At 66.9% G+C, this 23,847-nt stretch carries 24 protein-coding genes and 1 pseudogene; 10 read left to right on the top strand and 15 right to left on the bottom strand.

Going from position 1 to position 23,847, the window contains the following annotated elements; all coding sequences use genetic code 11:
• Window positions 1-59: 59 nt before the first annotated feature.
• The gene (locus VI480_RS10535) at window positions 60-1,298 is read left to right on the top strand and encodes a cytochrome P450 (protein WP_323672796.1); all 1,239 of its coding nucleotides are present in this window, start codon (window positions 60-62) and stop codon (window positions 1,296-1,298) included.
• Window position 1,299: 1 nt separating this feature from the next.
• Here VI480_RS10535 and VI480_RS10530 read toward each other — a convergent pair whose 3' ends face one another.
• The 4 genes from VI480_RS10530 to VI480_RS10515 are packed head-to-tail and all read right to left on the bottom strand — an operon-like array spanning window position 1,300 to window position 4,764.
• Window positions 1,300-2,076 (bottom strand): SDR family oxidoreductase, encoded by a 777-nt coding sequence (locus VI480_RS10530; protein WP_323672795.1) that lies wholly within the window; start codon window positions 2,074-2,076, stop codon window positions 1,300-1,302.
• Window positions 2,077-2,110: 34 nt separating this feature from the next.
• Complete coding sequence (locus VI480_RS10525; protein ID WP_323672794.1) at window positions 2,111-2,641, bottom strand: 3-phenylpropionate/cinnamic acid dioxygenase subunit beta; 531 nt, start codon at window positions 2,639-2,641, stop codon at window positions 2,111-2,113.
• Window positions 2,638-4,008 (bottom strand): aromatic ring-hydroxylating oxygenase subunit alpha, encoded by a 1,371-nt coding sequence (locus VI480_RS10520; RefSeq protein ID WP_323672793.1) that lies wholly within the window; start codon window positions 4,006-4,008, stop codon window positions 2,638-2,640. Before VI480_RS10520 ends, VI480_RS10525 begins: the two co-directional genes overlap by 4 nt.
• Before the next feature lie 15 nt (window positions 4,009-4,023).
• Window positions 4,024-4,764, bottom strand: coding sequence for a class II aldolase/adducin family protein (locus VI480_RS10515; RefSeq protein ID WP_323672792.1), 741 nt, complete (start codon window positions 4,762-4,764; stop codon window positions 4,024-4,026).
• Between the two features lie 134 nt (window positions 4,765-4,898).
• Here VI480_RS10515 and VI480_RS10510 point away from each other — a divergent pair, with 134 nt between their 5' ends.
• From VI480_RS10510 to VI480_RS10500, 3 genes are all read left to right on the top strand, one after another.
• Window positions 4,899-6,086 carry a CoA transferase gene (locus tag VI480_RS10510; protein WP_323672791.1) on the top strand — a complete coding sequence of 396 codons (1,188 nt, stop codon included), beginning with the start codon at window positions 4,899-4,901 and terminating at the stop codon, window positions 6,084-6,086.
• Window positions 6,087-6,269: 183 nt separating this feature from the next.
• Entirely contained in the window at window positions 6,270-7,013 is a 744-nt protein-coding gene (locus VI480_RS10505; protein ID WP_323672790.1) for an SDR family oxidoreductase, read from the top strand.
• A gap of 63 nt (window positions 7,014-7,076) precedes the next feature.
• Window positions 7,077-8,288, top strand: a complete 1,212-nt coding sequence (locus tag VI480_RS10500) for an LLM class flavin-dependent oxidoreductase (protein ID WP_323672789.1) — start codon at window positions 7,077-7,079, stop codon at window positions 8,286-8,288.
• A gap of 49 nt (window positions 8,289-8,337) precedes the next feature.
• Here VI480_RS10500 and VI480_RS10495 read toward each other — a convergent pair whose 3' ends face one another.
• Both VI480_RS10495 and VI480_RS10490 read right to left on the bottom strand, forming a co-directional pair.
• The gene (locus VI480_RS10495; RefSeq protein ID WP_323672788.1) at window positions 8,338-10,077 is read right to left on the bottom strand and encodes a xanthine dehydrogenase family protein molybdopterin-binding subunit; all 1,740 of its coding nucleotides are present in this window, start codon (window positions 10,075-10,077) and stop codon (window positions 8,338-8,340) included.
• Between the two features lies 1 nt (window position 10,078).
• Entirely contained in the window at window positions 10,079-10,438 is a 360-nt protein-coding gene (locus VI480_RS10490) for a hypothetical protein (protein ID WP_323672787.1), read from the bottom strand.
• A 62-nt stretch (window positions 10,439-10,500) separates the two neighbouring features.
• Here VI480_RS10490 and VI480_RS10485 point away from each other — a divergent pair, with 62 nt between their 5' ends.
• The 4 genes and pseudogenes from VI480_RS10485 (at window position 10,501) to VI480_RS10470 (ending at window position 12,600) form a co-directional block, all read left to right on the top strand.
• On the top strand, window positions 10,501-10,758 hold the full coding sequence (locus tag VI480_RS10485) for a hypothetical protein (RefSeq protein WP_323672786.1): 258 nt from the start codon (window positions 10,501-10,503) through the stop codon (window positions 10,756-10,758).
• 12 nt (window positions 10,759-10,770) lie between these two features.
• Window positions 10,771-11,040: pseudogene (locus VI480_RS10480) on the top strand (redoxin domain-containing protein); the annotation flags it as partial.
• 150 nt (window positions 11,041-11,190) lie between these two features.
• Window positions 11,191-11,682 (top strand): protein-disulfide reductase DsbD domain-containing protein, encoded by a 492-nt coding sequence (locus tag VI480_RS10475; RefSeq protein WP_323672843.1) that lies wholly within the window; start codon window positions 11,191-11,193, stop codon window positions 11,680-11,682.
• A gap of 12 nt (window positions 11,683-11,694) precedes the next feature.
• On the top strand, window positions 11,695-12,600 hold the full coding sequence (locus tag VI480_RS10470; RefSeq protein ID WP_323672785.1) for an aminotransferase class IV: 906 nt from the start codon (window positions 11,695-11,697) through the stop codon (window positions 12,598-12,600).
• 52 nt (window positions 12,601-12,652) lie between these two features.
• Here VI480_RS10470 and VI480_RS10465 read toward each other — a convergent pair whose 3' ends face one another.
• The 6 genes from VI480_RS10465 to VI480_RS10440 form a co-directional block, all read right to left on the bottom strand.
• Window positions 12,653-13,360: a hypothetical protein gene (locus VI480_RS10465; RefSeq protein ID WP_323672784.1), complete on the bottom strand. Its 708-nt coding sequence runs from the start codon at window positions 13,358-13,360 to the stop codon at window positions 12,653-12,655.
• 141 nt (window positions 13,361-13,501) lie between these two features.
• On the bottom strand, window positions 13,502-14,116 hold the full coding sequence (locus VI480_RS10460) for a hypothetical protein (protein ID WP_323672783.1): 615 nt from the start codon (window positions 14,114-14,116) through the stop codon (window positions 13,502-13,504).
• A gap of 69 nt (window positions 14,117-14,185) precedes the next feature.
• Window positions 14,186-15,211, bottom strand: a complete 1,026-nt coding sequence (locus VI480_RS10455) for an LLM class flavin-dependent oxidoreductase (RefSeq protein WP_323672782.1) — start codon at window positions 15,209-15,211, stop codon at window positions 14,186-14,188.
• Between the two features lie 23 nt (window positions 15,212-15,234).
• Entirely contained in the window at window positions 15,235-16,068 is an 834-nt protein-coding gene (locus VI480_RS10450) for a phosphate/phosphite/phosphonate ABC transporter substrate-binding protein (protein ID WP_323672781.1), read from the bottom strand.
• Between the two features lie 48 nt (window positions 16,069-16,116).
• Window positions 16,117-18,333 carry a catalase/peroxidase HPI gene (katG, locus tag VI480_RS10445; RefSeq protein WP_323672780.1) on the bottom strand — a complete coding sequence of 739 codons (2,217 nt, stop codon included), beginning with the start codon at window positions 18,331-18,333 and terminating at the stop codon, window positions 16,117-16,119.
• 51 nt (window positions 18,334-18,384) lie between these two features.
• On the bottom strand, window positions 18,385-18,825 hold the full coding sequence (locus VI480_RS10440; RefSeq protein WP_323672779.1) for a Fur family transcriptional regulator: 441 nt from the start codon (window positions 18,823-18,825) through the stop codon (window positions 18,385-18,387).
• Window positions 18,826-18,903: 78 nt separating this feature from the next.
• Here VI480_RS10440 and VI480_RS10435 point away from each other — a divergent pair, with 78 nt between their 5' ends.
• Window positions 18,904-19,614: a dimethylsulfonioproprionate lyase family protein gene (locus VI480_RS10435; protein ID WP_323672778.1), complete on the top strand. Its 711-nt coding sequence runs from the start codon at window positions 18,904-18,906 to the stop codon at window positions 19,612-19,614.
• A 15-nt stretch (window positions 19,615-19,629) separates the two neighbouring features.
• Here VI480_RS10435 and VI480_RS10430 read toward each other — a convergent pair whose 3' ends face one another.
• Complete coding sequence (locus VI480_RS10430; RefSeq protein ID WP_323672777.1) at window positions 19,630-20,073, bottom strand: SRPBCC family protein; 444 nt, start codon at window positions 20,071-20,073, stop codon at window positions 19,630-19,632.
• Window positions 20,074-20,293: 220 nt separating this feature from the next.
• On the opposite strand from VI480_RS10430, the gene VI480_RS10425 reads away from it, so the two are divergent.
• A complete protein-coding gene (locus VI480_RS10425; protein ID WP_323672776.1) occupies window positions 20,294-20,704 on the top strand; it encodes a rhodanese-like domain-containing protein in 411 nt (136 codons plus the stop codon).
• 28 nt (window positions 20,705-20,732) lie between these two features.
• Here the strand turns inward: VI480_RS10425 and VI480_RS10420 are convergent, their stop codons facing one another.
• On the bottom strand, window positions 20,733-21,647 hold the full coding sequence (locus tag VI480_RS10420) for an oxidoreductase (RefSeq protein ID WP_323672775.1): 915 nt from the start codon (window positions 21,645-21,647) through the stop codon (window positions 20,733-20,735).
• 4 nt (window positions 21,648-21,651) lie between these two features.
• Window positions 21,652-23,808 (bottom strand): heavy metal translocating P-type ATPase, encoded by a 2,157-nt coding sequence (locus VI480_RS10415; RefSeq protein ID WP_416246678.1) that lies wholly within the window; start codon window positions 23,806-23,808, stop codon window positions 21,652-21,654.
• Window positions 23,809-23,847: the final 39 nt, after the last annotated feature.

Here is a 23,847-nt window from a genome sequence, read left to right as displayed (position 1 = left end):
GGGCATGCTCCGGCGCCCGCTCTGAAACCGAACTGCCGCTACCACAGAGGAACCGCGAGATGACCGACACAGCTCCCGTCGAAGACTGGGCCACCGACTACGACATCTTCGACCCCGACTATGTGCGCGACCCGGCCCCCGTCTGGGACGAACTGCGAGGGGGCTGCCCGGTGGCCCACACCGAGCGCTGGGGCGGCTCGTTCCTGCCCACCCGGTACGACGATGTGCAGGCGCTCGCCAAGATGGTCCCCGAGCTGTCCAGCGGTGACCCGCTCGTGACGACCCCGCCGCCGGAGATCATCGAAGAGCTGCTCATGGACCCCGTATTCGAGAAGTACGGCGCCAACGCCGCGCCCATCTCGGAGGACCCGCCGGTGCACGGCTGGACCCGGCGTCTGCTGCTGCCGCACTTCACGCACAAGGCCGTGCAGGCGCACCGCCAGTACACGCTTGACCTCGCCAACCGCCTCATCGACGGCTTCATCGACGAGGGCACTGTCGACGCCGCCGGGCAGTACGCGCAGCAGATCCCGCCCCGGGTCATCGCACACCTGATGGACGTCGACGAGAGCCGTGTGGACGATTTCACCTACTGGGTGCAGTGCATCTTGGAATTGGGGCTCTCCGATGTGCAGCTCCGCCTCAAGTACCGGCGCGTGATCCGCGATTACTTCCGCGAGGTCGTCGAAGAGAAGCAGGCAAACCCCGACGACGGCTTCGTCTCGGCGCTGCTTGCGGGGACCGACGACCAGGGCGAACCGGTCGATCCCATGAGGGTCGTGGGCATGCTCAACTTGCAGCTCATTGCGGGCATCGACACCACGTGGAGCTCGATCGGGTCAGCCCTGTGGCACTTCGGCACCCACCCCGCCGATCGCGAGCGCATGGTGGCCGAACCCGACTTGTGGCCCTCGGCCATCGAGGAGCTGTTGCGCTTCTACTCGCCGGTCACCATGGGGCGCCGGGCCGCCGCCGATGTGGAGTTCGGCGGGGTCACGATCCCTCAGGGCAGCAAGGTGCTGATGAACTTCCCCGCGGCCAACCGCGACCCGGAGGTGTTCGAGCGCCCCGATGAGGTCATCCTGGATCGACCGCACAACCGACACATTGCGTTCGGCGCCGGCATCCACCGCTGCGCCGGCTCGAATCTGGCTCGCTTGGAGATGGACATCGCGCTGCGGACGTGGTTCGAGCGCATCCCGGACTTCGAGGTGAGCGAGCCCGGCGAGGTCACCTGGGCAGGCGGGCAGGTACGCGGTCCCCGCTACCTCCCGGTCCGCTTACCGTCAAACCCCTGAGTCAACCGATATTGGCGCCGCCGTCGCTGTGGATGAAGCGACCGGTCATGCCGCGTGACGCCTCAGAGGCGAGGAACACGTAGCACTCGGCATGGTCGGCTGGTCCGAGGGCGACGCCCAGCGGGCTCCGCCGCCGGATCGACTCGACACGGTCGGGCTCCTGACCGAGGGATCGGTCGTGCAATCCCAGGGAGCGCAACCCGCGAAGATCAGTGCTGTGCGTGCCGCCGGGGGCGACGCCGTTCACCCGGACGTCGGGTGCCAGCTCATGCGCTAACGACACCACGCAACCGCGCACGGCGAACTTGCTCGCCACGTACAGGATTCCCCCGCGACCGGGCACAAAGCTGCTGGTGGAGCCGGTCAGGATCACCGAGCCCTGGCTCTCGCGCAGGGGTTCGATGCTGGCTCGCACCGCCAGCAGCATCGAGCGCACGTTGACGTTCATGACCTCGGCGAAGGCGTCATCGAGGGCGTCGGGCGGCAACTCCTCGAGTCCCAGGTAGAAGTCGAACAGCCCGACGCAGCTCACCAGCGTGTCGATGCCGTCGAACGCGTCCAGCATCGCTGCCACGGCTGCGTCGTTGTCGTCTGCGCTCGTGGCATCGCCGCAGATCACAGGTCCGGCCGATGCCTCTGCCAGCGCCTGGCACTTGTGCGGGTCGATCTCGAGAGAACCGACGCTGGCTCCCTCGGCCAGGAAGGCATCGTGGACTCCCCGGCCAATGCCCGACCCGGCCCCGACGATCAACGCCCGGTTGCCGGCCAGCCTGCTCATCGCGGAGCCGTCACGGAGGCGTCGCAAGGTGGCCTCACAGGAAGATCGCCAGGTTCTGAGTGCGCAGCACCGACTCGTCGATCTCGATGTCCCGGGCTCGCAAGCGCAGCCCATCCGGCGTCGTCACCAGTACGTCGGTGCGGCCGGCTGACAGGAGGCTCGGAGCCGTGCGGTCTCCCCGCGAGCGGTACAGCAGCACCGCCGATTCGACGACCAACTCGCCATTGTCGCCTTCGAAGGTCCGCACGTTCGAGACGTGATGGCGGATCCGGCTTTGGGGGTCCTCGGTCCATGCGTAGTCGGTGCCGAAGCGCTGCACCCGTTTCTGCAGCGAGTACCAGTCCTCGTCGAAGTGGTCCATGGTCTGTACCTCGGCCTCGTCGGTGGCCTTGACCGCCGTGACCCGCACGGGCATCCGGTAGCGGATCTGTGGGTGCATCAGCCCCAGCCATGCCTCGAAGTTCGACGTGTCGAGCAGGTGGGCTTCCTCCACCAGGAACTGTTCAGCCGATTGGTGCCGAGGGTCGCTGTAGGGAAGCGGCGCCCCCGAGCGCGCTGTGCTCACGCCGGGGTCTCCCCCATGCCGAAGGCGATCGGCTCGCGGGCAGGCGCCGGCTGGGACACCAGGTCGGCCCACATGGAGAACCAGTGGCGCTGGTTGTGCTCGCCGAAGCCCTGGTACGCCGTGCCCGGGCCTCCGAAGTCAGCGAACTGGTCGACGATCGGCTGGCCGTCGAGCGTGAGCCCCATGCGGTTGTTGAGCAGCAGATTCCGCGCCATCGACCCTTTGGCCATTGTCGTGATCGACACCCAGTTCTCGACGTCGTCCTGCTCGAACATGCCCGATGATCCGAAGCACATCAGGTACGCCTTGTACGAGGCGGCCTTGTAGTCGTCCGGGGCGTCAGCTGCCACGCAGAACCAGGAGTACACCTCGGTCTCGCCCGGCCCGACGGGCTGCCACAGGCGCACAGAGATGAACGGCGTGATCCGCCCGTCGGCGTCGGTCTGCGGCCAGTTGTGCACGAAGCTCAGATTGGGGAACAGCGTCGAGGCGGACGGCATGAAGCCCGGCTCTGTGGCAAGCGCACGTTGGGCGCCGCTCAGCTTGTGCTGCATGCGGTCGATCATCTCGTCGGGGTAGCCGACGTAGGCCAGCCCCGACCTGAAGTCGCTGCCGGGCGGCAGCTTGTAGGTGGTGCCGCCTGCGGGCCCGGCGTTCCACAGCACGCCTTCCTTGCGCTTGTACGGCTTCGGCTCGCCGAACAGCTCGATGTCAACCACGCTCGCGTGAGTGTGGGGGGTGTGGTAGCTGTCGCCCATGAAGTTCTCGGCGCCGATCTTCCAGTTGGCCTCCACGCGCCAGCGCTGCGGTCCGCGGAACTCCATCCCGGCGTCGCTCTGGCCCGTGTAGAAGTCGAGGTAGAAGGCGAAGTCGCCGAGCCACGTCTCGAAGTCGGGGGCGTCGGGGTCGAGGCTGGCGAAGATCATGCCGTTGCGGGTCGCCACCGAGGGCGCCCGCAGCAGCGCCTGGCCCTCCTTGATGAACCCGTCCTCGCCGCCGTAGGCGTCGACGTGGAACGGCAGCCCGGCGAGCTGGCCGTCGTTCTTGTAGGTCCAAGCGTGGTACGGGCACCGGAATGTGCGGGCGTTGCCGCGCTCGGCCCGGCACACCTGCATCCCCCGGTGGACGCACATGTTGAACATCACGTGGATCTGGCCGTCGCCGTCGCGGGTCACCAAGAACGAGTCGTCCCCGATGTTGCGCACGACGTAGTCGTTCGGGCGGGCGATTTCGGATTCGTGGGCCAGGAACGTCCACGCTCGGCCGAACAGCCGGGCCCGCTCCAGCTCGTGCACCTCGGCGTCGTTGTACAGGTAGGCAGGGATGAGGCCCTGTCGCACCGAGGCCGTGACCTGGTCAATATCCATCGGTCCTCCCGGGCCTCAGCTCAGCCCACGGCCGTCCTGTTCGAGGGCCGCCAAGTGGTGTCTCCACAGGGTCTCACGGTTGAAAGCACTCCCCAAGTCCGGCAGCTCGGCCAGATCGTTCTCGGGGATCGCCTCGGGCGTGGCTCCCGCAGCTCGCACACGCAGATGCATGCGGGCCAGCGTGTCGACCTGCAGTGCTCGCAGCACCGCATCGGCCACTTCGGCGCCCGTTGTCACCACGCCATGTCCCTGCAGCACCAGCGCTGAGGCATCGCCGAGCGATGCGACCATCTCCGCAGCGAGTTCATCGGTGCGGATCAACACCGATCTCGGGTGCACTGGGATACCGGCGGCAGCCAGATGGGCGGCCGGGATGTCATAGGCACCGAAGATCGGCTCCAGCGCGAACCCCGCCAGGCTGGCCACCACGACATCGGGCGGGTGAGCATGCACCACGCACTCGACATCGGGATGGGCCGCGAGCACCGACGTGTGGATCGGCAGCTCGCTTGGCACCGCGTAGTCCCCAGCGGGATCGTCGGCGATCTCACCTGTGTCCAGGTCGACGACGCGCACATCGTCTGGCACGGTGAACTGCAGCCCGCGCTCGCGAGGTCCGCGGCTCCGCACCAGCGCCCGTCCGCCTTCAATCCGAACGCTGATGTGCCCCAGGATGTTCTCGACCAAACCGCGATGCGCCATCACCCGACACCCGAGCGCGACATCGCGCCGGAGCCCGTCCAGGCCATCGCTCATGCGTCGAAGCTATATCGCCATGCCCACGCGGCGGCCCGGCGAACCAGGCAGTGGCTCGCTCCGTCCCGAGAGGAACGACACCGTTCTGGTTATCGTCCTGCGGACGGCGACGTCGACGGCAGTCGAGGGGTGAGATGAGCGAGGGCGAGAGGGCGACGGGACCGCTGGCCGGAGTGCGCGTTGTCGACCTGTCGTCGGTGCTCATGGGACCGGCTGCCACTCGGACGCTCGGCGACCTCGGCGCCGATGTCATCTTCGTCGAATCGGCAACAGGCGACCGCAACCGCAGCATGGGCGCCGGCCCGACTGCGGAGTTCTCCGGCGTCGCTCTCAACCTGCTGCGCAACAAGCGCAGCATCGCGATGGATCTCAAGCATCCGCGTGGTCGGCAGGCGTTCTTGGACATCGCCGCAACCTGCGACGTGATGATCACCAACCTCCGTCCCGGACCGCTGGGACGGCTCGGCCTGAACTACGAAGCAGTGCGGGAGGTTCGCGACGACATCGTGTTCTGCCGGGCACATGGCTACCCGTCCTCGAGCGATCAGGCCGACGCGCCCGCCTATGACGACATCATCCAGTCCGCCAGCGGCATCGGCGACCTGTTCAGGCGCATGGGCGCCGAGCCGATGCTGCTGCCCAGCCTCGTCGCCGACAAGTTCTGTGGACTGACGATTGCCAACTCTGTGACCGCGGCGCTGTACCACCGGGCTCTGACCGGCCAAGGGCAGTGCATCGAGATCCCGATGATCGATGTGATGCGCGCCTTCGTGCTCGCCGAGCACGGTGCGGGCGCCATCTCCGAGCCCCCAGTGGCGAGCGCTGGATATGCCCGCATCCTCACGCCCGAGCGCAAGCCCCAGCGGACCGCCGACGGCTGGATCAACATCCTTCCCTACGACCACGAGCACTATGTCGCACTGTTCGAAGCAGGGGGACAGCACGATCTCGCCGCCGACGAGCGGTTCGCCACGCCCATCGAGCGCGTCACCCACAGCGACAGCCTGTACCGCGACGTCGCGTCGGTACTGGACCAGCGAACGACTGCCGAATGGCTCGAGCTGTGTTCCGAGCACGGCATTCCCGCCACCGAGGCAGCAACGCTGGATGAGCTCGTATCCCAGCTACCGGTCGAGGAGCATCCGGTCGCGGGCCCGTACCGGTCCATCCCGCCGCCCGAGCAGTTCTCCGAGACGCCGCCGAGCGTCCGGCGGCCAGCTCCGAGGATCGGCGAACACGGTCGGGAGATCCTCGCTGAGGTCGGTTACGACGGCGAGACGATCGACAGCCTCATCGACTCAGGAATCCTCAGCACGCCCTGACATACATTGAAATTCAGGCCGACCCGAGGCAGGCAATCACTACGGTCGCGAGAGGGCCAGCCCCCCGGTTGCTACCCAAGTGGGTTGCTCTGCCAACTCCGGGGCGGCTGGCCTCTGCGATGCAGCGTAACAGGCCGGCGATGACACCGACCTACGATCCGCTCACCACAGAACGGAGTGACGATGAGGTTTGACGGCAAGCGGGTGATCGTGACCGGCGGAGCTTCCGGCTTCGGCAAGGCGATCAGCCAGGGCTTCGCCGAGCGCGGTGCCCGGGTGATGGTGACCGACATCGACATAGAGGGCGCCGAAGCGGTCGCCGCCGAGCTTGACGGGGCCCTGACCTTCCGGCTCGACGTCACCGATGAAGACGCGCACGCCCAGTTGGCTCGGCTGATGGTGGACACCTGGGGCGGCATTGACATCGTGGCCGCCAACGCTGGATTCGCTCACCGGATGGGATCAACACTGGACATCCCCACAGAAGAATTCGACCTCATGTGGGCGGTCAACACCCGCAGCGTCTACTTCGCCGCCAAGCACTTCACGCCGCACATGCCGCCCGGCAGCTCGATCGTGAGCACAGCGTCAATCGGCGGCAAGCGACCCCGGCCAGGCCTGACCCCGTACAACACATCGAAGGCGGCGACGATCATGCTGACGAGGGGCCTGGCCGAGGAGTTCGCACCAGACATCCGCGTCAACTGCGTCGCACCGGTGGCATCAGAGACCCGCTTCTTCGAGCGGGCGACCGGTTTGGACAAGATGCCAGACGAGATGCGAGAAGCAGTCGTCGAGGGCATCCCGATGGGCCGCATGTCCGACCCGACCGACGTCGCGAACGCTGTGATGTATTTGTCCTCAGACGAGGCCAGGTTTCTCACCGGCGTCTGCCTCGATGTCGACGGGGGACGCAGCATCAGCTAGCGGCGTCAGTGAGCACCGGGTCGCCCATGTCGGTGACGGTTCTGCCTCGGTAGGGTCCCGACGGTGAAGTTCGCAGCGTTCCTGGCCCCCCACCACCCGCTCGGCGAGAGTCCCACACTGCAGCTGCAGCGAGATCTCGACCTCGTCGCGCACATCGACCGGTTGGGCTACGACGAGTTCTGGTGCGGCGAGCACCACTCGACCGGCTGGGAGACCATCGGTTCGCCCGAGATGTTCCTGGCTGGCGCCGCAATGCGCACGGGCCGCATCAAGCTGGGCACGGGCGTCACATCCATCCCCTACCACCACCCCTTCCACGTCGCCCAGCGCATCGTCCAGCTCGACCACATGAGTTTCGGCAGGGCCATGCTGGGAACCGGCCCCGGTGCGCTGCCGTCCGATGCCCACACGCTCGGCATCGACCCGATGCTGCTGCGCGACCGCCAAGACGAAGCCATCCCGGTCATCAAGCGCCTGCTGGCCGGCGGGGAACGGTTCACCTACGAGTGCGACTGGTTCTCGGTGTACGACGCCAAGCTGCAAATCCTGCCGTACCAGCACGAGATCCCGATGGTGACGGCGTCGATGATCAGCCCGTCTGGCATGACGATCGCCGGCAAGTACGGCATGGGCGTCCTGTCGATCGGATCGATGTCCACCGAAGGGCTGGCATCGCTGCCGCTGCAGTGGAGCTTCGCCGAGGAGGCAGCGGCCAAGCACGATCAAATCGTGGACCGCGCCGACTGGCGGGTCATGTTCAACTTCCACGTTGCGCCGACGCGAGATCAGGCACGGCGCGACGTCGAGCACGGGCTGCTTCGTTGGCACAACGAATACAACGTCGACACGCTGCAGCGTCCCGGCCTCGAGCGCCTCGCCTCAACCGCAGACGCCATCGACTTCTACGCCGACCCAGACACCGCCGCTGGGGTCATCGGCACGCCCGACGACCTCATCGAGAACATCTTGCGGATGCAGGAGATCACCGGTGGATTCGGCGTGATGATGGGATTCGTCAACGACTGGGCCGACCCCGAAGCCATGTTCCGCAGCTGGGATCTCATCGCTCGCTATGTCATTCCTGCGATCCGAGGCCAGATCGCGCCGATGCAAGAATCGAAAGAATTTGTGATCGACCACCGGGAGTACTTCGACCGGGCGGGCAAGGCGATCCTGTCGAAGATCTTCGAGAATGAGCGGGCCGCCGCAGCCCTGAAGGGCGCCGGCACACCCAAGTCGGGCTTCACCCCCCGCGTCGGCGCTGACGCCGACTGACAGCTGCGCCGCGCACGCGGCGGATCGCTCCCCGTCTGAAACGGTCGACTCAGCTCTCCTGCAGAGCGCGCCAGATTCGCTCGGGAGTCAGAGGTAGATCCAGATGCTCGACGCCGAACGGCGCCAAGGCATCGAGCACTGCACTGTGGATCGCCGGGGTGGCAACCACGGTCCCCGACTCACCGATGCCCTTGGCGCCCAACGGGTTGAGGGGCGACGGCGTCACCGTCTCGTGGCTCTCGAAGAACGGCAGCTCCGCTGCGGACGGCATGGCGTAGTCGGCGAGCCCTACCGTCATCGGGATGCCGTCGTCGTCGTAGAACATCTCCTCGTACAGCGCCGCGCCCACAGCCAGCGCCAGACCGCCGTGCACCTGGCCGTGAGCCAGCACCGGCTGCAGGATCACGCCGGCGTCGTCAACGCTCAGCAGCCGGCGCACCTGCACCGCGCCGGTTGAGGGGTCTACTTCCACTGCGGCCACGCAGGCACCGAATGAGAACGATCCGGCCCCGCCTTCAGGCCGGAAATGGTGGTGCACGCTCAGTTCGCCCAGGTCGGCCCAGCCGAGAGACCGAGCCGGCGTGCCTACGACATGGAACAGCCCGCGATCGGTATCGAGCGTGACATCGTCGGGATCGGCTTCGAGCAGCTCGGCAGCACGCTCGCGGGCGGCCGCCACCAAGTCAAGGGCCGCTCCGTGGGCGGCTGCGCCGCCGAGCTGCGCTGAACGCGACCCGATCGTGCCCCCGCCGACGGGCGAGCGATCGGAGTCGTCGTGGGAGATCGTGATCAGGTCGACGTCGAGGCCCAACTGCTCGGCCACCACCGGGGCGAACGTCGTCTCGTGGCCCTGCCCGTGGGGCGAGGTGCCGACCACCACGTCGACGCTGCCGTCGGCCGCCAGTTGGGCGGTCGCCCGCTCCCCCTCGCCGCCGCCGGTGACCTCGGTGGTGCAGCTCACGCCGATGCCCAGCAGCGTTTCGCTGCCGCCGTCTGCCCGTCGATCAGCCTGCTCGGCCCGCAGTCCCGCATAGTCAGCCAGCTCTGCAGCCAATCGCAGCGCCTTGGGGTAGTCGCCGCTGTCGTAGGTGGCTCCGACCGCGGTGCGGTAGGGAAACCGTTCGGGCGGCACGAGGTTGGCGAGGCGGACTTCGAGCGGGTCACGGCCGATGGCCTGAGCGAATCGGTCGACTGCCCGTTCGATGGAACAGGCCGCCTCGGGCCGGCCTGCGCCCCGAAACGCCACCGTGGGCGTCGTATTGGTGACCACCGACGTTCCTCGAAGCGTTGCGTGCGCGATGTCGTAGACGCCGGTGCCGCTGTTGCGCAGGTTGTTGGTGACGTTGGTGCCCATCGCCGGGTACGCACCGCTGTCCTGCAGCGCGTCGACGGCGTACGCCACGATCGTGCCGTCGCGGTTGCCGCCGATGCGGACGCGGTGACGTGACGCCCGCCCATGGCCCATGGCCAGGGATGCCTCGGAGCGGGTCTGCGCCCAGCGAATCGGCCGCCCGATCTCGCGCGCCGCCCATGCCACAGCGACATCTTCGGGGTAGCAGCCCCATCCCCCTTTGGCGCCGAAGCCGCCGCCGACATCGGGCGAGATGGCTCGCACCGTTCCCGGCTCGAGGCCGAGCAGTGTTTCGATGACGTGCTTGGCGCCTGCGGGCCGCTGCGAGCACACCCACGCCGTGCAGCGCCCGTCGGCACCCCAGCTTGATGCACCGGCGAGCGGTTCGATCGGGTGGGGGCCGAGCCGGGGATGCGTCAGGTCGAACTCGACGGTCACGTCACAGCTCCACCGCAGCAGCACGGGTCTCGGCGATCACCAGGGCGATGGGCTCGCCGACGAAGCGAACAGTGTCATAGGCCATGAGCGGCCGCCACAGGTCCCGGTTCATCGACGGCAGCCGGGGCGGGAACGGCCAGCCGTCCACCTCGGGCCCGAGGTACACGGCGATCACCCCGTCCGCCGTCCGGGCCTCCGTGACATCGACAGAGGCAAGACGTGCATGTGCCTCTGCTGACCGCACGAACACAGCTTGCGCTGCGCCCGCCAGCTCGGGGACATCGAGCCCGTCGATGTAGGTGCTCTGGCCGCGCAGCAGCGCTTCGTCCTCGCGCCGGCCGCTGAATGGAGTGTCTGCCACGGCCGCAACGTAGCCCCGGCGTGCAATGATCGGCACCGCACGTCGCACGATCGGAGCAGGCGATGGACATCCAGGTGGACACCCGAGGCGGACCCTCGGACGGTCCCTACTTCGAGGACGCGGAGGGCTTCAACATGCCCGAGCCGCCGGGCAACGGGAGTCGCCGGATCCCGCTGGGCGACTTCCCGACCGGCCCCGAGGTGGGATCGCGCTTGCCGGACATCGTTGCAACCGATCAGTCAGGGCGCCTGGTCGACGTGCATGCCGACCGGGCCGGCCAGCCTGCCGTGGTGGTCTTCTACCGCTCGGCGGTGTGGTGACCGCCGTGCCGAACCCAGCTGGTCGAGCTGGAACGAGGCATGGATGCCTTCCGGGCAGCGGGCGTCCGGCTGTACGCACTGAGCTACGACGAGCCCGATGCGCTGGCCGACTACGCCAAGGCGCATGACACGACGTTCACGATGCTGTCGGATCCCGACAGCGAGGTGATCAAGTCGTTCGGGATCCTGAACACGCTGATCCCGCCCGATGATCACCCCTGGTACGGCCTTCCGTTTCCCGGGTCGTACGTCATCGATGCCGACGGGGTCATCGTGGCCAAGTTCTTCGAGCACAACTTCGCTGTGCGCTCCGGTCCCGAGCAGCTGCTGGCGGCGGCACTCGGCCATGAGTTCGAGGTTCCGGCCCCGAGCAACGAACAGCCTGCCGACCGGGTCTCGGCAGACGTTCGGATCGACGGGGATCGGCTCCCGATGGGCGTCACGCGCCAGATCGTCGCCACGTTCCGGGTTCCCGAAGGCCAACACCTGTACGGCGAACCTGTGCCCGACGGATTGGTGGCCGCAGCCATCGAGCTCGACGACCTCGACGGGATCCTGTCCTACGAGCTACTAGCGCCGCCGACGTCACCTCTGACGCTCACCGGTTCGGGCGAGACACTGCAGGTGTACGAGGGGGACGTGGTGCTGCGGCTGCCCGTGACGCAGAACGCACGGAAGATGCAGAAGGACGACGAGGGGCGCTTCGTCACGATCAGCGGTCGGGTTCGCTGGCAGGCCTGCGACGACACCGAGTGCTTCCTTCCCCAGTCCATGCCGTTCAGCTTCCGCGTGGAAGCCGGCTTCCCGGTGCTCGGCGACATGGGCCCCGGCGTCGGCCGGGTGCCGGCCATGAATGGCGCACAGCACTTCCAGCGGCTGATCGACCGACGCGTCGGAACCGAGACCGGAGGCGAAGGCCAATGACTGGAGCATTCAATGACCGGTGACAATCCGTTCGGCCGGGGGTGCGCCTGGGTTGACGGCGAGTACGTGCCCATCCGTGACGCCAAGATCTCGCTGCTCGACGTGGGCTTCAGCCGCTCGGATGTGACCTACGACGTCGTCGCCGTGTGGAACGGCAAGTTCTTCCGGCTCGACGCTCACCTGGACCGCTTCGAGCGCAGCATGAAGAGCCTCCAGATGGACCTCGATCTCGACCGTGAGCAGATCACCGAGATCCTCACCGAGTGCGTGCGCAAATCAGGGCTGCGCGAGTCCTACGTCGACATGATCACGACACGGGGTCGGCCGAGCCGAGACAGCCGCAGCCCGTGGTCGTTCCAGAACCGGTTCTACGCCTATGCCATCCCATACATCTGGATCGTCGAGCCCGACAAGCAGGAGGCAGGCTCGCACCTGATCATCGCCCAGGACACCGTGCGCATCCCGACTGCATCGGTGGACCCGACGGTCAAGAACTTCCACTGGGGCGACCTGACCCGCGGCGCTTTCGAGGCCCACGAGCGCGGCGGCAGCGTGGTCGTACTGCCTGACCTCGACGGGAACCTCACCGAGGGTCCCGGCTTCAACATCTTCCTTGTTGCCGGCGGTCAGCTGTACACGCCCGACGCCGGGGTGCTGGAGGGCATCACTCGCCGGACCGTCCTCGACTTGGCCGCCGAGCAGGGTCTGACCACCCACGTGGCCCCCATCCCGGTCGCCGATGCCAGCCGAGCCGACGAAGCGTTCATGACCAGCACGGCCGGCGGCGTCATGCCGGTCACGACGATCGACGGTCAACCGCTCGGAGACGGAACCCCCGGGCCGATCACGATGCATCTCCGTCAGGCCTACTGGGACGCCCACGACGACCCCCGCTGGACGACGCCAATCGACTACTGAGCCCGTCGTCTCGGGCTCCGGCGTGTCGCCCGTCAGAGCCTGCTGAACAGAACTATGCGACAGCCGCAGGAGCCAGTTCGATCTTGGCCGTCACGAGAGGCGTATCGACTACCAGGCCGTGATCGGTCTGGGTGACGGTGGCGCTTTCGGGTCCCGTGATCCGCCATGGTCCGGCTTCGGATCCAACGATTCTGAACATCGTCGTCTGTGTCGGATTCTCGTGCAACGGCGCCAAGCCGAGCTTCAGCGTGCTGCCGGCCCATTCGGCCTGGCGCAAGGCAACACGGGGGAAGTCGACGTCGACCACCTGCGGGCAGCGCTGCAAGGGCGCTGCTGACAGCGTTGTCCAACGCTGGGGCCCGCAGGCTTCAGCGGCGGCCAAGAAGGCGTTGAACTGGCCTCGGGGGTACTCCTCGTTCAACCCCATGCCCCAGGTGAACTCTCCCCGGTCGTGGTCCCAGGTCGGCTCGTAGGACGCTTCGACGGCCGCTGCCAGCCGCTCTTCGAGGTCGGTCATGCCCCACTCGCGGGCCAACAGCAACGATGAGGGGATCCCGCGGCCGGCAATCAGCGGCAGGTCGAGGTCCAGGTCGAGCCGTGCCGACCGGCAGGCCGCGTCGAACAGGCGCCGGGCCTCGTCGGCCCGCTGGGGCGCCACGTAGAACGCCGTGGTCAGCGCGGCTCGCACTGGCAGACGGTGATGCACGTCGATCTGTGGGTCGTAGTACATCGTGGTGGTCGTGGGCTCGGCCTCGCCCACCAGGTCCAAGTAGTGCTCGCGGGCGTATTCCCACCATGGGTCGAACGCAGCGGGGTGGTGGTCGGTGCCGTAGCGATTGTCGTGAAGCCTCAGACCGAGGCCGGCTCCGGCCAGTCAGAACGGCCAGATCTTGGTGTTCTCTCAGTGGCAGCCGATCGGGGCGGCCAGCCACTGCTGCCGCAGGTGAGCGGCAATCTCCGAGTGAGCCCACGTGAACGTGTGCTCGCCGTCGCGGATCATGTCGAACGGCTCGTTCCAGCGGCTCTCGGCAGCGATCATCTCGCGTATGCCGAGCAGCACCAAAAAGAAGCCCTTGTAGAAGAGCATGCCGTCGGCAGCGACGGGGTCCATCTGGATGCCCCACGGCTCGATGCCATTGGCCGTCCAGCCGGGCACGTCGTAGTCGCCCCACAGATGGCGAGGGATGAATGGCCGGTAGGCGTCGGGGTAGTTCGCCCGGTCCGGGTCAGGGCCGAATTGGGTGAGCCAGTCCGACGCCGACCACCAGCCCGTATGGCGTTCGATGAGCTGGTCCAACACGGCGACGTAGCGTTCCGTCCACGCAGGGGTGCGGTGAGCCATCAGACCGAGGGCGTAGGACGAGTCGACGAGATCGAAGCGATGCCAGCTGGCCATCGGCGGATCTGAGCGGTCATCCCAGTGGGGATGCGGCTGGCCGCCGCGTGACCAGTCGTCGGGGGTGTGGGCCTTGCGGTCGAGGTAGCGAAGCCATCCCAGGCTGCGGTCAGACAGCATCGGATCCCTTTCGACAAGCTGTCCCGACGCTAGCCCTGGCTCGATTCCAGCGGCTCCACGGCAACGATCTCACGCTCCGGCGAGCGAGACGACCTCGAACAGTGAGTCGTAGCCGGCCAGTCCCGGCGGATCGGTGCGTTGCGGTACCCGGAACAGGATGATCTCCGAGGTCAGGCCGCTGTAGTCGGAGATGCGGCTGGCGCACTGGACTGGCGTGCCGGTGATAGTCATGGTGTCGACGACCTCGTCGGGCACCAAGCCGATCGCCTCCCGAATCTGGCCTTGAGGCATCAACCGGGTTGCGGCGTCGGCAAACTCGTCGAAACCCAGCTGGCGGAGCTGCGAGTCGTAGTACGGGTGCGGCACGGGGTGGAACAACCCGCAGATGGTGGCCTTGGCGGCGTTGCGAGCCAGCTCCTCGTCGTCGTTGACGCTGAGGAAGGAACCCATCAGGAAACCCACGCCGGCAGGGTCACGGCCAGCCTCGTCAGCCGCCTGTTGCGCCGCGGGCCGGACGATGTTGCGCATGAACTCGACCGACGACATCACACCGACGCCGACACCGTCGGCTACCTCACCCGCCAAGCGGACCATCTTGGGTCCAGAGGCCGACAGGTAGACGGGGATCGACGGGCGTGTGGGTTCCCAGGAGGCGCGCCAGCGGATGCGGTGGTGATCACCCTCATAGCGCACCGGCTCCCCCGCCCGGCCGGCCACGGCGCTGCGCACGATCTGGATGTAGTCGCGCAGCTTGCCCAGCGGCCGGAAGTCGTCGATTCCCATGTACCAGTCGTTGAAGTGCCGATTGCCGGTGCCGAGGCCGAGCGTGAACCGTCCGCCGCTCATCTCGTCGAGGTCCCGAGCTGCGATTGCGGTCAACCACGGTTCGCGGGCATACGCATTGGCGATGTAGGTGCCCACGGTGACCCGCTCGGTGGCAGCGATCACGGCTGCCGCGGAGACGAAGGCGCTGCGTCCGGCCTCCACGGTGTACATCGACTCCATCCCCGCCGCCTCGCCTTCACGAGCAAGTTCGACAAAATCGGCCATCGAGTCCTCGAAGCCCAGCAGTAGGCCCAGCCCAGGTTTCGACATGTCCGGTCCCTCCCTGGACAGTTTCAGAAGATCTTGCCGACGAGGTCCGCCTTGCGGACGGCGCCCATCAGGTCGCTCCAGCCGTCGTCGGTAGCTCGCACCCACTTGGTGAGGTGCTCCATGCGCATCATCTCGGCAATGTCGGGATCTTCGGGATCCATGGCCACGAGGAGCTCGACGAACCGTTTGCTGTCGGTTTCGCTCAGGCTGGGACCCGACGTGTAGGCGCAGTGGCAGTAGGGCCGCGTACGCCACACCTCGACGATGTCGTCGGGAGCCAGCTCGTGGCGGCGCAGCAGGTACCCGAGCCATGGCTCGAAGATGACACCCGCGTCGGCCCGGCCGTCCATGACGGCCCCGAAGATCGCCCGGTCGTCCACCCATCGCTGCAGGTTGGAGTACTCGGTGGCCTCGAGCTCGACGAGCTCGCAGTCTGAGGTGATGTCGAAACCGTCCTCGGCGAGCTGCGCCGTGGGCAGTAGGAACAGCTCGCTGGAGATGTCCACGCCGAGGGCCAGGCGCCGCCCTCGCAGATCGTCCAGATCGGCGATGGCGGCATCGGCTCGGGCGACAATCAGAGAGTGGACGTCCTCATCTGTGTCCCGCATCGCCAGCGTCCGGCATGTGCCCGGCGACTGCAGCAGCAGCTGGGCGTGCGCCATCGGGGCATTCCACGCAATGTCGACGTGACCGTCCAGCACTGCACCGCACAGCGCGTCGTAGGTGGAATACAGCGCGTACTCCGTTTCGAGTCCGGCCTCGTTGAAGTACTTGCGGATGGCGTTCCAGATGAAGACAGCTCGCTTCGGATCGGCCGCCGTGGCGCCGATCATGAGCGGTCGCTGACGTTGGGTCATGGGTTCATCCCCTGTCGCCCAACGTAGTACCGCTCCCTGCGGCGTGGCTCAGCTCAGATCGAACCGGTCGAGGTCCATGACCTTCGTCCAGGCCGCCACGAAGTCGGCCACGAACTTGGCCTCCGCGTCGTCGCTGCCGTAGACCTCGGCGATCGCCCGCAGCTGCGAGTTGGAGCCGAACACGAGGTCAACCGCGCTGGCTGTCCACTTGATGTCGGCGGAGGCACGGTCATGGCCTTCGTATGTGTGCTCGGTGTCGGACACCTGCCAGTCGGTAGCCATGTCCAGCAGGTTCACGAAGAAGTCGTTGGTCAGCGCTCCGGCACGCTCAGTGAGCACGCCCAGCGACGAGCCGCCGGTGTTTGCACCCAGCACCCGCAAGCCGCCGACCAGCACCGTCATCTCCGGTGCCGTCAACGACAGCAGGCTCGACCGATCCACCAGCATCACCTCGGGACGGCGCTTGTCATCGGCCCGCCAGTAGTTGCGGAACCCGTCAGCGGTGGGTTCCAGCACGGCGAACGACTCGGCGTCGGTCTGCTCAGCCGAGGCATCGCTGCGTCCCGGCGAGAACGGAACCACGACATCGTGGCCAGCGGCGCGGGCGGCCTGTTCCACCCCGGCGCACCCGCCGAGGACGATCAGGTCGGCCATCGACACCCGCTTGCCACCGTCCGGGGCGCTGTTGAACGCCGCCTGGACTCCTTCAAGCGCTGTGAGAACGGCTGCCAGCTCGGCCGGGTCGTTGGCTTCCCAGCCATTCTGCGGAGCAAGCCGGATGCGTGCGCCGTTCGCGCCGCCTCGCAGGTCGCTGTCGCGGAACGTTGACGCAGATGCCCACGCCGCCTTCACCAGTTCCGATACCGACAGGCCCGAGTCGAGAATCGCAGTCTTGAGCGCTGCGATGTCGGCCTCGTCGACCAGCTCGTGGTCGACGGCCGGCACCGGGTCCTGCCAGATCAGCTGCTCGTCGGGGACTTCCGGTCCGAGGTAGCGCGAAACGGGTCCCATGTCGCGATGGGTGAGCTTGAACCATGCCCGGGCGAATGCGTCCGCAAACTCGTCGGGATGCTCGAGGAACCGCCGCGAGATGGGCTCGTAGATGGGGTCCATCCGCAGCGACAGGTCGGTGGTGAGCATCACCGGCGCGTGCCGCTTCGACGGATCGTGCGCATCGGGCACGGTGTCGGCCGCAGCGGGATCGGTCGGCACCCACTGGTTGGCGCCTGCCGGGCTCTGGGACAGCTCCCACTCGTAGCCGAACAGGACCTCGAAGAACGAGTTGTCCCACGCCACCGGCGTGGGCGTCCAGATGCCTTCGAGCCCGCTGGTGATCGCGTCACCGGCCTTGCCGCTGCCGAACGTGCTCGTCCAGCCCAGACCCTGTTCCTCGAGGGCAGCACCTTCGGGCTCGGGGCCGACGTGGGCATCGCCGTCAGCGGCGCCATGCGTCTTGCCGAAGGTGTGACCGCCGGCGATCAGCGCCACGGTCTCCTCGTCGTCCATGGCCATGCGGGCAAACGTCTCGCGGATGTCCCGCGCTGCTGCGAGCGGGTCGGGAGTACCGTTCGGCCCCTCCGGGTTCACGTAGATGAGGCCCATCTGTACGGCACCGAGCGGGTTCGCCAGATCCCGGTCGCCGCTGTAGCGCTCGTCGTCGAGCCACACGTTCTCGGGACCCCAGTAGATGTCCTCCTCGGGCTCCCACACGTCCTCTCGGCCGCCGCCGAAGCCGAAGGTCTCGAAGCCCATCGACTCCAGTGCCACGTTGCCAGCCAGAATCATCAGGTCGGCCCAGGAGATCTTGCGGCCGTACTTCTGCTTGACCGGCCACAGCAGCCGGCGGGCCTTGTCGAGGTTGGCGTTGTCGGGCCAGCTGTTGAGCGGTGCGAAGCGGTGCGTGCCCGAGCCGCCGCCTCCCCGGCCGTCGTGGATGCGGTAGGTGCCGGCGCTGTGCCACGCCATCCGGATGATGAGCGGCCCATAGTGGCCGAAGTCGGCCGGCCACCATTCCTGCGAGGTGGTCATGGCCGCCGCGAGGTCGGCCTTGACGGCGGCGAGGTCGAGGCTCTCGAACTCGGCGGCGTAGTCGTACTGCTCGTCGGTGGGGTCGATCAGCGGCGAGTTCTTGCCCAAGGGCCGCAGGTTCAGCTGCTCGGGCCACCACTGCTGGTTAGCGAGTGAGCCCATGTTTGCTTGGTCGTGCAGCACTGGGCATCTGCCGGCGGCGGATGTCGCAGCGTCGGTGGTGCTGTTGTCAGTCATTTCTGCTCCTTGCGGAATGTGGAATGGTTCGGTGGATCAATAGTGCCGTCGTCATGGCGAACTCTCGGCGAGGGCAGGCACGGCCTGGCATACCGGGCAGATGCCCCAATAGATGACCTCGGCCTCGTCGATCGTGAATCCGTGGTCTTCGGCAGCCTCGAGGCAGGGTTGGTACCCCACAGCGCAGTCGACGTCGACCATCCGGCCGCAGCCCCGGCACACCAAGTGGTGGTGGTTGTCGTCGACCCGGTCCTCGTATCGGGCCGCCGACCGTGCCGGCTGGATGCGCCGGATCAGACCTTCTTCGGTCAACATGGCCAAAGCGTCGAATACTGCCTGTCTGGATACAGACCCGATACTGGCACGCACATCGCCGACCAGATCGTCAGCAGCGGCATGAGGTCGGGCAGACACGGCATTGAGCACCGCCAACCGCTGCGCGGTCACCTGGATCCCACGGTCCCGCAACATCTGCACGGTGTCCTGAGGCATGTATCGACTATATCAGATTCTGGACTTAGTCTAAAACCAGCACAGAACAAAAATCGTCCAGCCGCCAACGAGCGCGTCTTGGGTCCGCTGACCGGCGCCGCCCACTCGACGGAAGGCGGAACCGGCGAAGCCGTATGCGCACTGATGACTGGCCGCGGCTGGGACAATTGCGATGTGGCGGGTGTCATTGATGAGCTGCTGCGGCGGATCGCTGAGTTTCACCGCAGCCGTAAGGCTGTCCCCGAGTACCCGATGGTTGCCACGGTGCTCGACGCGCTCGACGAGGCCCGCAGTCCGGCCCTGGTCGAAGCTCGACACCTGCCGGTGCTGCGGCATCTTGATGCCGTCAAGCTCTGCGGCGACGGCGCCGTCGATGCGGTGCTCGAAGAGTTTCTCGCTCTCGCACCGGCGCTGCCGTGGATCCAGACCGCCGGCTATCGGGGCGTGCTGAGCCAGGACTTCCACGACAACTACGGCTACGTGCAGCTCATCGGCCCGACGTCAATTGTCGAGCACCGTTCGGTGAGGGTCGGCATCGGCGTCTGGGGACCGAACCTGCACTACCCCAGCCACCACCATGAGGCCGAGGAGCTGTACCACGTGCTGGCCGGCGAGCCGACGTTCACCAGCGGCGACGGCGTGCCCCGAACGGCCGGGCCCGGCGATGCCGTGCATCACGCACCGTGGCAGCCGCACCAGCAGGACTTCGGTGCGACGCCGACGGTGCTGCTCTACTGCTGGACTGGCGAGGTGGTGGCCGATGCTGCACTCGTCGAGGGCGCGTGCTGACCGCTCGCGTACGTGTCAGCCTTCGGCGACTGCCTTGAGGTTCTCCAGCGATTTGGCAATGTTGTTGACCAGCAGGCTGTGGCGGTTCATCTTCTGGAAGAATTCCTGGTCGAGGATCGGCGAGTCGAAACTCTCGGTGACCCGGCAGCCCACATCGTTTGGCTCGATTTCGTAGCGCCACAGCGTGCGACGGCCGTCCTGGGCAGGCACCTCAAAGGCCCATTCCCGACCGGGTTCGGCAGCCACGACGACGCAGCCCGCATCCCACTTCATGTCGCCGGCCTGGTTGTAGCCCCGGAACTTCGCGCCAACCTCGGGACCGGTCGAGCCGTCCTCCCACTCGGACCTGTAGCACTCGGGGCTGAACTCGCTCACCCGCGACAGATCCGTCAGGATTCCGTAGACCGCTTCAGGGCTCGCCGCTATGTCGACGCTGGTGCTGGCAGTGGTCTCCACCATGGGTGCTCCTCGATGTGGGGCTTCAGGCCGGCGTGATCGTACCGACATCCACCCCAGGGAATTTCGTTCGACTTCCGCCGAGGCCGACTGGCACCATGACGAGCCCGATCCGAGAGGATGACGCGCCATGAACGCAGCCGGACCACTCTCAGTTTGGGAAGCTGACCCCTCTCACCGTCAATAGGCTGCCCGGCCGCGTCAAAGGAAGGACCGATCCCCGATGAGCGTCGCAACAACCAGCCACGTGACTGAGATTCCTGCCGGTCCTCCGCAGGCTGCCGCGGAGCACTTCGAGCGTCTGCTCGCATTCGAAACCGATTGCTGGGATGTGCATGAGTCGATGAAGAACGGTTCGCAGGACTTCGTTCTGCTCCACGTCAACGACGATCAATCGGGATTCGACGCGGGTCACATCGCCGGTGCAACCCACATGTACCACGCAACGATCACCGAGGAGGCCCTGGAGGCCTACCCGCCCGAGACGCAGTTCGTCGTGTACTGCGCAGGGCCCCACTGCAATGCCGCGGACAAAGCCGGTGCCCGGCTCGCTCGGCTGGGCCGGCCGGTCAAGAAGATGATCGGTGGCAAGTCCGGCTGGCTCGAAGAAGGCTTCGACCTCGTCACCAGCTAGCGGGGCCACCCTGACGGGCAGCATCGCCTCAGATGGGGAAGGTCACTCCGGTGACGTTTTCTGAGGCAGCCCACACCTGCCGTTGCACCTCGGCGTCGCGTGAACGGTCACTGGAGCCCACGAGCACCGGGTGCCCGCGCATCTCGAACCAGCCGTCCGAGCCGTAGAACTCTCCTCCGGCAGCGGCTGGATCGGTGGCGGCCCGTAGCGTGGCGAGAGCACCCGTTGCAGCACTGTTGCGCAAGGGGCCAATCAACGGCTCAATGAATCGGATGCCCCGGAAGTGGCGCAGGATTTCTGTCTCGGCCCAGCCAGGATGAGCCGCCAGCGCCACGGCGGGCGAGCCAGCAACCTCCAGCCGACGCTGCAGCTCGTAGGTGAACAGCAGGTTCGCCAGCTTCGAACGACCGTAGGCGGCTGACTGGCTGCGACCCTGCTCTAGCCCGAAGCGGTCGAAGTCGATGCGGGCGCGATAGCGGTGCGCGTTGCTGCTGACCGTGACGATCCGTGATCCCGGAGTGCCGACAAGCCGATCCAGCAGCAAGCCCGTCAGCGCAAAGTGCCCAAGGTGATTCGTGCCGAACCGGATTTCAAACCCGTCCGTTGTCTGCCGGCGGGGTGTGTGAAAGACCCCTGCATTGTTCACGAGCAGGTCGATGCGCCCGTATCGCTCCCGGATGTCGGCGGCGGCGCTGCGCACCGAGTTCAGCAATGCCAAGTCGAGCTCCACCAGTTCCAGGTGAGCAGCTGGGTGGTTTGCCTCGATGTCGGCAACCGCTGCTTCGCCCTTGGCGAGATCCCGCACTGCGAGCACCACGTGAGCACCCCGACCGGCTAGCGCCCGGGCCGTTTCCAGCCCGTTCCCCGAATTGGCGCCGGTCACGATCGCCACGCGCCCGGACTGGTCGGGGATGTCTTCCTCTGTCCACTTGTTGACGGTCACTTAATCAGACAGTCTGGCGGTATCCCCGAAAGCGCCGGAGACGCAGGCTGTTGGTCACTACGAACAGCGACGAGACGCCCATCGCACCGGCGGCGATCATGGGGTTCAAGATGCCCAACGCTGCAAGCGGGATTGCCGCGGCGTTGTAGGCGAAGGCCCAGAACAGGTTGCCCTTGATCGTCGACAGTGTCCGGCGTGACAGCGCAATCGCATCGGCGACGGCTCGCAGGTCACCGCTGACCACGGTGAGATCAGACGCCTCAATGGCCACGTCGGTGCCGGTGCCGACAGCGATGCCGAGATCGGCCTGCGCCAGCGCCGGGGCGTCATTGATGCCGTCCCCCACCATGGCCACCCGCTTGCCGCCGGCCTGGAGCCGCTGCACGGCGGCGGCCTTGTCGTCGGGATACACCTCGGCGATCACCGATTCGATGCCCGCCTGGGCAGCGATGGTGCGTGCGGTGCGCTCGTTGTCGCCGGTGAGGAGTGTGACCGCCGGTCCCTGACGGCGGAGCGCCACGACTGCCTCCGCCGAGGTCGGCTTGATTCGGTCGGCCACCTCCAGGACGATCTCCGCGATACCTCCGCGGCCAGCAAGCACGGCCGTTGCACCTGTGGCCTCGGCGTCGGCGGCCAAAGCCGCGACGTCTGGCGGCACGGCGTCGAACAGGCTGCGGCGACCCACCCGAATCTCGACGCCGCGAATAGTCGCCGTCACACCCGCGCCCGGCGTGATCTCGAACGCCTCCACATCTGTCAACGCGCTTATCGAACCGTCGACAGGCTCATCGACAGCGCCCCCGACAGATCCGGCGATCGCCTGAGCGATCGGATGTGACGACAACGACTCGGCCGATGCAGCCAGTCGATGCACTTCATCACGCTCAGCGCTCGGAAGTTCACCTGCATGAACGCCGGTGAGTGTCATCGCACCCTCAGTGAGCGTGCCGGTCTTGTCCATCAGCACGACATCCACCGAGCGCGTGTCCTCGAGGATCTCACCGCCCTTGATGATGACGCCGAGCTGAGCGCCCCGACCAGTTCCGACGAGGATTCCCAGCGGCGTCGCCAGCCCGAGGGCGCAGGGGCAAGCGATGATCAGCACCGCCACCGCGGCGCTGAACGCTGCTCCGGCGTCGTTGCCCAGGAGCAGCCACGCAACCAGCGTGACGACGGCCGTGGCAATGGCGATGGGCACGAACACCGCCGACACCCGATCGGCCAGCCGTTGCACTTCTGCACCACTGCCCTGCGCTTCGTTCACCAGGCGGATGATCTGAGCCAGTGCCGTTTCGGCGCCGACCTTCGTCGCCTCGACGACGAGCGCTCCATTTGCGTTGATCGTGGCGCCGATCACCTCGTCGCCGGGCCCCACCTCCACCGGCACGGGCTCGCCGGTCACCATCGACGCATCGACCGCAGACCGTCCCTCCACAACCACGCCGTCGGTGGCGATCCTCTCGCCCGGCCGGACAACGAACCGCATGCCGACCGCCAGGTCGGCAAGCGCAATTTCGCGGCCATCGACCAGTCGGGCCGTCCGCACGCCCAAGTCGGCGAGCGCCCGGATGGCGTCACCGGAACGGCGCTTAGCCCGAAGCTCCAGCCATTTGCCCAGCAAGATCAGCGTGACGATCACTGCGCCGGTTTCGAAGTACACATGGCCGTCGCCGATGTCGGCGACGGACACCGCCAGCGACCACGCCAGCGCCGACAGCGATCCCATCGACACGAGCGTGTCCATCGTGGTGGCGCCATGGCTCAGGTTCAACGCCGCCGCTCGATGAAACGGCCATCCAGATCCCACGATCACGACGGCCGCCAACACGGCGACCAACCATTCCCATCCGTCGAACTGCAGCGCCGGCATCATCGAGATCAGCAGCGACGGCACCGTCAGCACCGCACCGATGACCAACCGGGCCAGCAGGTCCGATTGGCGCCGCTTCTCGGCCGCCTCGCTGTCGCCGGCAGCGATGACCGAGTAGCCCAGCGCTGCGATCTCGGTCGCGACCAACGACTCGTCGAGCGATCCGTCGTGCGTGATCGTGGCCCGCCCCGTGGCGAAGTTCACCTGCGCCGCCGCCACAGCATCCAACCCATCGAGCCGGTTCTGGATCCGGCTGGCGCAGGCAGCACAGGTCATCCCGTCGATCGCCATCTCGGCGCGGGCGGTGCCCGTGGTCACATTCGCACTCTA

It is taken from the genome of Candidatus Poriferisodalis multihospitum (genome assembly GCF_028283155.1).
Lineage (GTDB): Bacteria > Actinomycetota > Acidimicrobiia > Acidimicrobiales > Poriferisodalaceae > Poriferisodalis > Poriferisodalis multihospitum.
This window is presented reverse-complemented; position numbering and strand designations above follow the sequence as displayed.

Excerpts from the sequence above, each read along its gene's own strand:
- VI480_RS10505 (WP_323672790.1), top strand. The coding sequence starts at position 6,270 with ATGAGGTTTGACGGCAAGCGGGTGATCGTGACCGGCGGAGCTTCCGGC.
- VI480_RS10515 (WP_323672792.1), bottom strand. The coding sequence starts at position 4,764 with ATGAGCGATGGCCTGGACGGGCTCCGGCGCGATGTCGCGCTCGGGTGT.
- VI480_RS10535 (WP_323672796.1), top strand. The coding sequence starts at position 60 with ATGACCGACACAGCTCCCGTCGAAGACTGGGCCACCGACTACGACATC.
- VI480_RS10510 (WP_323672791.1), top strand. The coding sequence starts at position 4,899 with ATGAGCGAGGGCGAGAGGGCGACGGGACCGCTGGCCGGAGTGCGCGTT.
- VI480_RS10450 (WP_323672781.1), bottom strand. The coding sequence starts at position 16,068 with ATGACCCAACGTCAGCGACCGCTCATGATCGGCGCCACGGCGGCCGAT.
- VI480_RS10485 (WP_323672786.1), top strand. The coding sequence starts at position 10,501 with ATGGACATCCAGGTGGACACCCGAGGCGGACCCTCGGACGGTCCCTAC.
- VI480_RS10425 (WP_323672776.1), top strand. The coding sequence starts at position 20,294 with ATGAGCGTCGCAACAACCAGCCACGTGACTGAGATTCCTGCCGGTCCT.
- VI480_RS10440 (WP_323672779.1), bottom strand. The coding sequence starts at position 18,825 with ATGCCTCAGGACACCGTGCAGATGTTGCGGGACCGTGGGATCCAGGTG.
- VI480_RS10475 (WP_323672843.1), top strand. The coding sequence starts at position 11,191 with ATGGGCGTCACGCGCCAGATCGTCGCCACGTTCCGGGTTCCCGAAGGC.
- katG (WP_323672780.1), bottom strand. The coding sequence starts at position 18,333 with ATGACTGACAACAGCACCACCGACGCTGCGACATCCGCCGCCGGCAGA.
- VI480_RS10415 (WP_416246678.1), bottom strand. The coding sequence starts at position 23,808 with ATGGCGATCGACGGGATGACCTGTGCTGCCTGCGCCAGCCGGATCCAG.
- VI480_RS10430 (WP_323672777.1), bottom strand. The coding sequence starts at position 20,073 with ATGGTGGAGACCACTGCCAGCACCAGCGTCGACATAGCGGCGAGCCCT.
- VI480_RS10530 (WP_323672795.1), bottom strand. The coding sequence starts at position 2,076 with ATGAGCAGGCTGGCCGGCAACCGGGCGTTGATCGTCGGGGCCGGGTCG.
- VI480_RS10460 (WP_323672783.1), bottom strand. The coding sequence starts at position 14,116 with ATGCTGTCTGACCGCAGCCTGGGATGGCTTCGCTACCTCGACCGCAAG.
- VI480_RS10470 (WP_323672785.1), top strand. The coding sequence starts at position 11,695 with ATGACCGGTGACAATCCGTTCGGCCGGGGGTGCGCCTGGGTTGACGGC.
- VI480_RS10520 (WP_323672793.1), bottom strand. The coding sequence starts at position 4,008 with ATGGATATTGACCAGGTCACGGCCTCGGTGCGACAGGGCCTCATCCCT.
- VI480_RS10455 (WP_323672782.1), bottom strand. The coding sequence starts at position 15,211 with ATGTCGAAACCTGGGCTGGGCCTACTGCTGGGCTTCGAGGACTCGATG.